Genomic DNA, 12,465 nt, shown 5'->3' on the forward strand with positions numbered 1-12,465 from the left:
AAGGCCAGCTGCCGGACTACATGCTGCCCGCGGCCTACGTGCACCTGGACGAACTGCCCCTGACCGCCAACGGCAAGCTTGACCGCCGGGCGCTGCCGGCCCCGGGCCGCGAGGCCGTGGTCAGCCGCGCCTTCGAGGCGCCCCAGGGCGAGATCGAGGCGGCCTTGGCGGCGATCTGGGCCGAGGTGCTCAAGGTCGAGCAGGTGGGGCGCCACGATCACTTCTTCGAGCTGGGCGGCCACTCGCTGCTGGCGGTGAGCCTGATCGAGCGCATGCGCAAGGTCGGCCTGGACGCCGATGTGCGCGTGCTGTTCGCCCAGCCGACCCTGGCCGCCCTGGCGGCAGCGGTCGGCAGTGGTCGCGAGGTCGAGGTACCGGCCAACCGCGTACCGGTGGACGCGACCCGGATCACCCCGGCCATGCTCAGCCTGATCGCGCTGGACCAGGCCAGCATCGACCGCATCGTCGCCACGGTGCCGGGCGGCGCGGCCAACGTGCAGGAAATCTACCCGCTGGCGCCGTTGCAGCAAGGCATCCTCTATCACCACCTGAGCGCCGAGCAGGGCGACCCGTACCTGCTGCAATCGCGCCTGGCGTTCGACAGCCTGGCGCGATTGCAGGCCTGGGCCGCGGCGCTGCAGCAGGTGATCGACCGCCACGATATCCTGCGCACCTCGGTGGTGTGGGAGGGGCTGGCCGAGCCGGTGCAGGTGGTCTGGCGCCAGGCGCGCCTGGCAGTGACCGAGGTCACCGGGCTGGGCGAAACGGCGGTGCTCGAGGCGCTCCAGGCGCGCTTCGATGCCCGCCAGCAGCGCCTGGACCTGACCCAGGCCCCGCTGCTGCGGCTGTTGTTCGCCGAGGACCGGCGCCACGGCGAATGGGTGGCGTTGCTGCAGTTCCACCACCTGACCCTCGACCACGCCGCCATGGCGGTGATCGGCGAAGAGCTGCAGGTGCTGCTGGAGGGCCGTGGCGACACGCTGCCGGCGGCGGTGCCGTACCGCAACTATGTCGCCCAGGTGTGCCTGGGCGAGGACCTGGCCGGCCACGAGGCGTTCTTCCGCGCGCAACTGGGCGATGTCCAGGCGCCGACCCTGCCGTATGGCCTGGCCGATGTGCAGGGTGATGGCGCAGCGTTGGCGCAGGCCCAGTTGCAATTGGCCCCGGCCCTGGCCCAGGCCGTGCGCGAACTGGCCCGGCAACAGGGCGTCAGCGCCGCCAGCCTGATGCACCTGGCCTGGGCGCGGGTGGTGGGGATGCTCGCCGGGCGCCAGGACGTGGTGTTCGGCACCGTGCTGATGGGCCGCCTGCAAGGTGGCGAGGGCGCCGACCGGGCCCTGGGGATGTTCATCAACACCCTGCCGTTGCGGGTGGATGTGGCGCAACCGGTGGCCCAGGCCCTGCACACGACCCACCAGCGCCTGTCGGCACTGCTCGGCCACGAGCATGCGCCGCTGGCCCTGGCCCAGCGCTGCAGCGGTGTGGGGGTTGGCGCGCCGCTGTTCAGCGCCTTGCTCAACTACCGGCACAGCGCCGACCCTGTCGCAGGCGATGGCGAGGGTATCTGGCAGGGCGTGCGCCTGCTGGGCGGCGAGGAACGCAGCAACTACCCGCTGACCTTGAGCGTCGATGACCTGGGCGAGGGCTTCAGCCTCAGCGTGCTGGCCGCCGGCGGAATTTCGCCGGCACAGGTAGGGGGCTGGATGGTCAATGCCCTGGGCCAGTTGCTGCAGGCGTTGCAGCAGGCGCCGGAGCAAACCTTGCAACAATCCTCGGTGCTCGATGAGGCGGCGTTGCAGCAGGTGCTGGTGGACTTCAACGCCAGCACCCAGGCCTATGCGCAAGGGCAGGTGATCCAGGCGCTGGTCGAAGCCCAGGCACCGCACGCCCTGGCGCTGGTGCAAGGCGAGCAGCGCCTGAGTTATGGCGAGCTGAACCAGCGCGCCAATCGCCTGGCCCATCACTTGATCGGCCATGGCGTGCTGCTCGGTGACCGGGTGGCGCTGTGCCTTGAGCGCGGCCCGCAGCGCGTGATCGCGATGCTGGCGGTGCTCAAGGCCGGCGCGGCCTATGTACCGGTCGACCCGGCCTATCCGGCAGAGCGTATCGCCTACCTGCTCGGCGACAGTGCACCGACCTGGGTGCTGGTCGAGGCCGCCACCGCCGGGTTGGTCGGGGAGGTGGCCAGCGTGGCAATCGACAGTGATGCCTGGCTGGACCAGCCGGACAGCAACCCGGTCGTCGAAGGGCTGGATGCGCAGCAACTGGCCTACGTGATCTACACCTCTGGCTCCACCGGCCAGCCCAAGGGGGTGATGGTCGAGCACCGCACCCTGGCCAACCTGGTGCATTGGCACTGCCAGGCCTTCGAAGTAGGGGCCGGCAGCCAGACCTCCAGCGTCGCGGGCTTCGGCTTCGACGCCATGGCCTGGGAAGCCTGGCCGGCCCTGTGCGCCGGCGCAACCTTGCACCTGCCGCCCGCGCACATTGGCGGCGAGCACGTCGACGAGCTGCTGGACTGGTGGCTGGCGCAACCGCTGGAGGTCAGCTTCCTGCCGACACCGGTGGCCGAACAGGCGTTGCGCCGCGAGCGGCAGCACCCGACCTTGCGTACCTTGCTGGTCGGCGGTGACCGCCTGCGCCACTTCGAGCGTGACCCGGGCTTCCAGCTGGTCAACAACTACGGCCCGACCGAAACCACGGTGGTGGCAACCTCCGGCCTGCTTCTGCCAGGCGGGGCGCTGCATATCGGCAAACCGACCGCCAACACCCGGGTCTATGTGCTGGATGAACAGCGCCAGCCGGTGCCGGTCGGCGTGGTCGGCGAGCTGTATATCGGTGGTGCCCAGGTGGCGCGCGGCTACCTCAACCGCCCGGAGCTGACCGCCGAGCGCTTCCTCGCCGACCCGTTCAACGGCGGCCGGATGTACCGCAGCGGCGACCTGGTGCGCTGGAACGCCGACGGCACCCTGGACTACCAGGGCCGCAACGATGACCAGGTGAAGATCCGTGGCGTGCGGGTCGAACTGGGCGAAATCGAGGCCGCGCTCAAGGCCCAGCCAGGCATCGCCGATGCCGTGGTGCTGGTGCGCAACGAGCGCCTGCTGGCCTGGTTCACCGCAACCGACCAGGCGCTGGACAGCGAGGCGCTGCGCCAGGGCCTGCAAGCCCGCTTGCCGGCTCATCTGCTGCCGCAAGCCTTGGTTCAGCTGCAAGCGCTGCCACTGACCGCCCACGGCAAGCTAGACCGCAAGGCATTGCCGGAGCCTGCCGTGCTCGGCGGCCAGGCGTACGTCATGCCCGAAGGCCCGGTGGAAACCGCCATCGCCGCGCTTTGGGCCGAAGTGCTGGGCCTGGAGCAGGTCGGCCGCCACGACAACTTCTTCGAGCTGGGCGGCCATTCGCTGCTGGCGGTCAGCCTGACCGCGCGCCTGCGCCAGGCTGGCCTGGAGGCCGATGTACGCACGCTGTTCGGCCAGCCGACCGTGGCGGCATTGGCCGCCACCCTCGGCCAGGGCCGCCGGGTCGAGGTGCCGGCCAACCGCATCCCGGCGGGCTGCACGCAGATCACCCCAGACTTGCTGCCCCTGGTCAGCCTGGAACAAGCCGCCATCGAGCGCATCGTCGCCACGGTGCCGGGCGGCGCGGCCAACGTGCAGGACATCTACCCCCTGGCACCCTTGCAGGAGGGCATTCTCTACCACCACCTCAGTTCGCCCGAGCACGACCCTTACGTGCTGCAATCGCGCATGGCCTTTGCCAGCCACGAGCGCTTGCAGGCCTTCGCCGCCGCGCTGCAAACCGCCATCGACCGGCATGACGTGCTGCGCACCGCGGTGCTCTGGGAAGGCCTGGCGCAGCCACTGCAGGTGGTCTGGCGCCAGGCCGCGCTGCAGGTGGCGCCGCTTGCCGGGCAAAATCTGCAAGGCATGGACCTGGGCCAGGCGCCGCTGATCCGCCTGCTGCATCAGCAGGTGGACGGGCGGATCGAAGCCTTGTTGCAGTTCCACCATATCGTCCTCGACCACACCGCCCTGGAGATCGTCGGCGCCGAGTTGCTCGGCTACCTGCGCGGTGCGCCGGCCCCGGCGCAAGCGCCGGTGCCGTACCGCAACTATGTGGCCCAGGCGCGCCTGGGCGTCAGCCAGGCCGAGCACGAGGCGTTCTTCCGCGCGCAACTGGGCGATATCGACGAACCGACCCTGCCGTACGGCCTGAGCGACGTGCAAGGCGACGGCCAGGCCATCGAGGAGGCCCAGCTGTGGCTGGACGACGCCTTGGCCTTGCGCCTGCGCCAACAGGCCCGGCAGTTGGGCATCAGCGTCGCCAGCCTGTTCCACCTGGCCTACGGGCGCCTGCTGGCGGCCGTCAGCGGCCGTGACAGCGTGGTGTTCGGCACCGTGCTGCTGGGGCGGCTGGAGGCCGGCGAGGGCGCCGAACGGGCGTTGGGCATGTTCATCAATACCCTGCCACTGCGCCTGGACCTGGCCGGCGTCAGCCTGGGCGATGCGCTCCAGGCCACCCAACAGCGGCTCAGCGCGCTGCTGGCCCACGAGCACGCCTCGCTGGCCCTGGCCCAGCGTTGCAGCGGCGTGCCGGCCCCGGCGCCGTTGTTCAGCGCCATGCTCAATTACCGTCACGGCCAGGTGGCCGATGAGGCGCGGCGCCTGGACTGGCAAGGTATCGAGTTCCTCGACGGCCAGGAGCGCAGCAACTACCCGCTGAGCCTGAGCGTCGATGACATGGGCGAGCGCCTGCGCCTGGTGGCCATGGCCCCGGCCACGGTGGGCGCGATGCGCGTGTGCGAACAACTGCAACAGGTGCTGCAGGCGCTGGCCGACGGGCTGGACAGCCAGCCTGGGCAGGCGCTGCTGGCGCTGCCGGTGCTGCTCGCCAGCGAGCGTGAGTACCTGCTGCGAACCTGCAATGCCACGGCGCAGCCCCATGACCTTGGGCAACCGTTCCAGCGGCTGTTCGAGCAGCAGGCCGCGCGTACCCCGGATGCGATTGCCGTGCAGGCTGCGGGTCGGTCACTGAGCTACGCCCAGTTGAACGCCCAGGCCAACCAGTTGGCCCACCACCTGATCGAACTGGGGGTGGGCCCCGACGCGCGGGTGGCGGTCTGCATCGAGCGCGGCTTGCCGCTGGTGGTCGGTCTGCTGGCCATCCTCAAGGCCGGCGGCGCTTATGTGCCGCTCGATCCGGACTACCCGGCCGAGCGGGTGCGGCACATGCTCAACGACAGCCAGCCCCGCGCGGTGCTGGTGCAGGGCGCCACCCGCGGCTTGCCAGGCGAACTGGCAGTGCCGCTGGTCGACCTCGACCAGCCGGGCTGGTGTGCCCAGGCCGAGGATAACCCCATGGTCCCTGGCCTGAGCGCCAGCCACCTGGCCTATGTGATCTACACCTCCGGTTCCACCGGGGTGCCCAAGGGCGTGATGGTCGAGCACCGCAACCTGGTCAACCTGGTGCGCTGGAGCCAGCGCCAGTTCCCGGTCGAGGGCGCGGTGCTGCACAAGACGCCGGTGAGCTTCGACGCCTCGGTGTGGGAGCTGTTCTGGCCGCTGTGCAGCGGCCTGCGCCTGGTGCTGGCGCGCCCGGATGGCCAGCGCGACCCGCAGTACCTGGTCGAGCTGATCGAGCGCCAGCAGGTTGGCGTGGTGCAGTTCGTGCCGGCCTTGCTCCAGCAGTTCCTCGAGCAGCCGGACAGCGCCCGTTGCACCCACCTCAGTGATATCGTCTGTGGCGGCGGCGAACTGACCGAAGCCCTGGTGCGCCTGGTGCGCGAGCGCCTGCCGCAGGTGCGCCTGCACAACGTCTACGGCCCCACCGAGACCACCGTGGATTGCAGCGTCTGCACGCTGCATCCCGAGGATGCGCTGCCGCAGGGCGCACTGCCGATCGGCCGGCCGATCGACAACACCCGCCTGTATGTACTCGACGCCCACGACCAGCCCGTGCCCTGGGGCGTGGTCGGCCAGCTGCACATCGGCGGCGCCGGTGTCGCCCGTGGCTACCTTGGCTTGGCGCAGCAACAGGCCGAGCGTTTCATCGCCAGCCCGTTCAACCCCGATGAGCGCCTGTACCGCAGTGGCGACCGGGTTCGCCAGCTGGCCGACGGCACCTTGCAGTTCCTTGGCCGTATCGACCACCAGGTCAAGCTGCGCGGCCTGCGTATCGAGCCCGGCGAGATCGAAGCCTGCCTGAACCGGGTGCCCGGTGTCGGCGAGGCGCTGGTGCTGGTGCAGGAGCACCCGCACAGTGGCCCGCGGCTGGTCGCCTACCACACAGGTCAAGCGCAGGCCGCCGACAGCTTGCGCGCGGCGCTGCTGCTGCAGCTGCCGGAGTACATGGTGCCGGCGCTGTTCGTCCACCTGGCGGCCATGCCGCTGACCCCCAACGGCAAGCCCGACCGCAAGGCCTTGCCAGTGCCTGACGTGCAGCCGAGCCAGTACCAGGCGCCCGAGGGCGAGACCGAAACCTTGCTGGCCGACATCTGGGCGCAGTTGCTGGGCGTCGAGCGGGTCGGGCGCCACGACAACTTCTTCGCCCTCGGTGGCCACTCGCTGCTGGCGGTCAGCCTCACCGCGCGCCTGCGCCAGGCCGGGTTGCAGGTGGATGTTCGCACCCTGTTCGGCCAGCCGAGCGTGGCGGCCCTGGCGGCGACCCTCGGCCAAGGCCAGGAGGTGCCGGTAGCGGCCAACCTGATCCCGGCGGGCTGCACCCACATCACCCCCGAGTTGCTGCCGCTGATCGAGCTGGACCAGGCGGCGATCGAGCAGATCGTCGCCTGCGTGCCGGGCGGTGCGGCCAACGTGCAGGATATCTATCCGCTGGCACCGCTGCAGGAGGGCATCCTCTACCTGCACCTGAGCAGCGCCGCCGCCGACCCCTATGCCTTGCGCGCGCACTTGCGCTTCGACAGCCCGGCGCGCCTGAGCGCATTCGCCCAGGCCCTGGAGCAGGTCATCGCGCGGCACGACATCCTGCGCACCGCGGTGCTCTGGGAAGGCCTGGCGCAGCCGGTGCAAGTGGTCTGGCGCCAGGCGCCACTGCAGCTGCTGCCACTGGAGGCGCGCCACCTGGCGCGCCTGGACCTGGCCCAGGCGCCGCTGATCCGCCTGTTGCATCGCCCCGAGGCGGGCAGTACGCGGGTCGAGGCGGTGTTGCAGTTCCACCATATCGTCCTCGACCACGTCGCCATGCAGGCCGTGCAGGCCGAGATGCGCAGCTACCTGCTAGGGCAGGACCTGCCGTTGCCGCCTTCGGTGCCCTATCGCAACTACGTGGTGCAGGCGCGCCAGGGCGTCAGCGAAGCGCAGCACGAGGCGTTTTTCCGCGCGCAATTGGGCGATATCGATGAACCGAGCCTGCCGTTCGGCCTGCGCGAGGTGCAGGGCGACGGCCCGGCCAGCGAGCTGGCCGAGGTGGCGTTCGCCGGCCAGCGCTACCAGCGCCTGCGCGAACAGGCGCGGCAGTTGGGGGTGAGCAACGCCTGCCTGCTGCACCTGGCCTGGGCGCGGCTGCTGGCGGCCGCCTGCGGCAAGGACCGGGTGGTGTTCGGCACGGTGCTGCTGGGCCGCCTGCACGGCGGCGAGGGCAGCGAGCGGGCACTGGGGATGTTCATCAATACCTTGCCGCTGCGCGTCGAGCTGGCGGGGGTCAGCGTGCGCGAAGGCGTGCAGGCGCTACAGCGCGACCTGTCGGCGCTGCTGGTGCACGAGCACGCCTCGCTGGCCCTGGCCCAGCGGTGCAGCCAGGTGGCCGCGCCGTTGCCGTTGTTCAGCGCCATGCTCAACTACCGCCAAAGCACGCGGGCGAGCGTGCAGGCGCAGGCCTGGCAAGGCATCGAGACCCTGGGCAGCGAAGGGCACAGCAACTACCCGCTGGCCCTGGATGTCGACGACTTCGGCGACGGCCTGTGCCTGGGCGTGCGGGTGACGCCACAGGTCGGCGCGCAGCGGCTCTGCGGGCAGTTGCTGCACGTGCTCGACGGCCTGTTGCAGGCCTTGGAACACCAGCCCCACGGCGCCTTGACCGGGGTGCCGGTGCTGGAGCCGGCCGAGCGCCGCCAGCTGCTGCACGGCTTCAACGACACGGCGCGGGCTTACCACCTGGAGCAAACGCTGCATGGCTTGATCGAGGCCCAGGTACGGCGCACGCCGGACGCGCTGGCGGTCACGGCCGAGGAGGGCGTGCTCAGTTATCGCCAGCTGGATGAACAGGCCAACCGCCTGGCCCATCACCTGATCGAGTTGGGGGTGAAGCCCGATGATCGGGTGGCGATTTGCGTCGAACGCGGGCTGTCGATGGTGATTGGCCTGTTGGCCATCCTCAAGGCGGGCGGCGCTTATGTACCGGTCGATCCTGAATACCCGGCCGAGCGCATTGGCCATATGCTCAGCGACAGCGCGCCGGTGGCGGTGCTGGTGCAGGCGGCCACCCGCGCGGTGGCCGCGGGCGCACGCCAGGTCGATCTCGACCAGCCCACCTGGCTGGCGCAGCCGGCCACGGCGCCGCAGGTAGCCGGGCTGACCCCGCGCCACCTGGCCTATGTGATCTACACCTCCGGCTCCACCGGCCTGCCCAAGGGCGTGATGAACGAGCACGCCGGGGTGGTCAACCGCCTGTTGTGGATGCAGGACGCCTATCCGTTGGGCGCCGCCGACGTGGTCCTGCAGAAGACCCCGTTCAGCTTCGACGTGTCGGTGTGGGAGTTGCTCTGGCCGCTGCAAACCGGCGCCCGGCTGGTGATGGCCCGCCCCGGTGGGCACCGCGACCCCGAGTACCTGCGCGAGGTGATCCGCGCCGAGCAGGTCAGCACCTTGCACTTCGTGCCGTCGATGCTGGATGTGTTCCTCGCCCATGGCCAGGTGCAGCCTGAACGCCTCAAGCGCGTGCTGTGCAGCGGCGAAGCGCTGCCCGGTAGCCTGGTGCGCAGGTTCCAGGCGCAGCTGCCGAGCGTCGAGCTGCACAACCTCTACGGCCCGACCGAAGCGGCGGTGGACGTCAGCGCCTGGCACTGCCTGACGGCGCCGGACAACACGCCGATCGGCAAGCCGATCGCCAACACCACCCTGTACGTGCTCGATGCCCATGGCCAACCGGTGCCGCGCGGCGTGCCGGGCGAGCTGTACATCGGCGGCGTGCAGGTGGCCCGTGGCTACCTCAACCGCGCCGAGCTCACCGCCGAGCGCTTCATCGACGACCCGTTCGCCGACCGTGCCGGCGCGCGCCTGTATCGCACCGGCGACCTGGCCCGGCACCTGGCCGATGGCAACCTCGAGTACCTGGGGCGTAATGACGACCAGGTCAAGATCCGTGGTCTACGTATCGAACTGGGCGAGATCCAGGCCTGCCTGACGGCGGTCGCGGGAATCAAGGAGACCGTGGTGCTGGCCCGTGAGCAGCGCCTGGTGGCGTACTACACCGGCGTGGCATATACCGCCGAGGCGCTGCGCGCCGCGCTGCTGACCCAGTTGCCGGACTTCATGGTGCCAGCTTCGTTCACCCACCTGGAGGCACTGCCGCTGAGCCCCAACGGCAAGCTCGACCGCAAGGCCCTGCCTGCGCCCGATATGCCGCAGCAGGCCTATGAAGCGCCGCAAGGCGAGGTCGAGGTACTGTTGGCGCAGCTGTGGCGCGAACTGCTGGGCGTGGCCCAGGTTGGCCGGCAGGACAACTTCTTCGAACTGGGCGGCCACTCGCTGCTGGCCGTGACCCTGACCGCGCGGATGCGCAAGGCCGGGCTGGCGGCGGACATCCGCGTGCTGTTCGGCCAGCCGACCCTGGCGGCGCTGGCCGCGGCAGTGGGCGGCGAGGTGACGGCGCAGGTACCCGCCAACCGGATCCCGGCCGGCTGCACGCGCATCACCACCGACATGCTGCCGTTGGCGAGCCTGGATCAGTCGGCCCTCGACAGCCTGGTGCAAGGCATTCCCGGCGGCGCGGCCAATGTGCAGGACCTCTACGCCCTGGCGCCGCTGCAACAGGGCATCCTCTATCACCACCTGGCCAGCGCCGAGGTCGACCCCTATGTGCTGCAGATGGGCTTCGCCTTCGCCGGCCAGGCCGAGCTGGACGCCTTTGTCGCGGCGCTCAACCAGGTGATCGCGCGCCACGACATCCTGCGCACCAGCGTGCACTGGCAAGGGCTGGACGAGGCCGTGCAGGTGGTCTGGCGCGAGGCGCGCCTGGCCATCGAGCCGGCACTGGACGAGGTGCGCCTGGACATGGGGCGCGCGCCGCTGCTGCACCTGAGCAGTAGCCGGGTGCATGGCCGATTGCAGGCGACCCTGTTGCTGCACCATATCTTGCTCGACCACGCCGCCCTGGAGCTGCTGGTGGCCGAGGTCGCCGATGTGCTGCTGGGCCGTGAACCCCAGGGCGACAGCGTGCCGTACCGCAACTACGTGGCCCAGGCGCGCCTGCGCGACGATGGCCAGGCCCAGGAAGCGATGTTCCGCGAGCTGCTCGGTGATATCGACGAGCCAACCGATGTGTTCGGCCTGCGCGACACCCTGGGTGATGGTCGCCAGGTGCTTGAGTACCGGCAGCGGCTGGATGACGCGCTGGCCGGGCACCTGCGCGAGCAGGCGCGGGCCTTGGGCGTCAGCGTCGCCAGCCTGGTCCACCAGGCCTGGGGGCAGGTGCTGGCGCAGTTGTCCGGGCGTCAGGAGGTGGTGTTCGGCACCGTGCTGCTTGGCCGCCTGCAGGGTGGCGAGGGCGCCGAGCGGGCCCTGGGCATGTTCATCAACACCTTGCCGTTGCGGGTCAGTGTTGGTGCGGCCGGCGTCGCCGAGGGCGTGCGCTTGACCCACCAGCGCCTGGCGCGCCTGCTCGCCCATGAGCAGGCCTCGCTGGCCCTGGCCCAGCGCTGCAGCGGCGTGCCGGCGGCGCAGGCGCTGTTCACCAGCCTGCTCAACTACCGCCATAGCGCGGCGGGCAGTGCCGAGCAGGCGCGGGCCTGGGACGGCATCGAGCTGCTGGCCGCCCACGAGCGCAGCAACTATCCGCTGGTGGTGAACGTCGACGACCTGGGCAGTGGCTTGCTGCTGACTGTGCAGGCGGTGCCCGAGGTGGATGGGGCGCAGGTTGGCCAGTTGTTGCAGGCCGCCCTGGCGGGCCTGGCCGAGGCACTGCAAGCGGCACCGGCGACGCCGTTGCACGCTGTCGTCGCGCTGCCCGCCGCGGAGCGCGAGCGGGTACTGCGCCAATTCAACGCCAGCCGCCGCGAATACCCGCACCAGGTGGCGCTGCACGGGCTGTTCGAAGCCCATGCCAAGGTCAGCCCCGAAGCGCTGGCGGTGATCCATGGCAGCCGGCGCTGGAGCTACCAGGCGCTGAACCAGCAGGCCAACCGTCTGGCAGGCCACTTGCTGGAACTGGGCGTGCAGGCCGGCGAGCGGGTGGCATTGCTGTTGCCACGTTCGTTCGACCTGCTGGCGGCGCAGTTGGCCGTGAGCAAGTGCGGCGCGGTGTTCGTGCCGCTGGATGGCAACGCGCCGCTGGAGCGCCAGGCGTTCATGGTCAAGGACAGCCAGGCGCGGCTGCTGCTGACCCACCGCGACCAGGCGCAAGTGGAGGGCGCGCGGCGCGTAGAGCTGGACCGCCTCGAGCTGGACGGCTATGCCTGCGCAGACCTGGGGCTGGCGGTGGAGGCCGGCAGCGCGGCGTACATCATGTACACCTCGGGTTCCACCGGCACGCCGAAGGGTGTGCAGGTGCCGCACCGGGCCATCGTGCGCCTGGTGATCAACAACGGCTTTGCCGATTTCAACAGCCAGGACCGCGTGGCCTTCGCCTCCAACCCGGCGTTCGACGCCAGCACCCTGGAAGTCTGGGCGCCGCTGCTCAATGGTGGCGCGGTGGTGGTGATCGAGCAGGACCAGGTGCTGTCGCGCCAGGCCTTGCGCGAGGCGCTGCTGAGCCAGGGCGTGACGGTGCTGTGGCTGACGGCTGGCTTGTTCCACCAGTTCGCCGACGACCTGCTGCCGGCCTTCAGGCAGCTGCGCTACCTGATGGTGGGGGGCGATGTGCTGGACCCGGCGGTGATCGCCCGGGTGCTGCGCGACGGTGCGCCGCAGCACCTGCTCAACGGCTACGGCCCGACTGAGGCGACGACCTTCAGCACCACCCACGAGATCACCCAGGTGGGCGAGGGCAGCATCCCGATCGGCAAGCCGATTGGCAACGCCCGTTGCTATGTGCTGGACGCCCATCAGCAGTTGCTGCCGGTGGGCGCCGTTGGCGAGCTGTACATCGCCGGCGACGGCGTGGCCCTGGGTTACCTGGGCCAGCCTGAGCTGACCGCCGAGCGCTTCCTGGCGGACCCGTTCAACGGCGGCAGCATGTACCGCAGTGGCGACCTGGTCTGCTGGCAGGCAGACGGCACCTTGCGCTACCTGGGCCGGGCCGACCAGCAGGTCAAGCTGCGCGGCTTCCGTATCGAGCTGGGCGAGATCG

General features: G+C 70.3%; 1 protein-coding gene. It reads left to right on the forward strand.

The genetic code is table 11. From position 1 onward, the window contains the following. Window positions 1-12,465, forward strand: a 12,465-nt coding sequence (locus NJG22_RS24115) for a non-ribosomal peptide synthetase (RefSeq protein WP_253098421.1), incomplete at both ends; no start/stop codon positions are given.

The sequence above is a fragment of the Pseudomonas sp. VA159-2 genome (assembly GCF_024126635.1).
Classification (GTDB): domain Bacteria; phylum Pseudomonadota; class Gammaproteobacteria; order Pseudomonadales; family Pseudomonadaceae; genus Aquipseudomonas; species Aquipseudomonas muyukensis.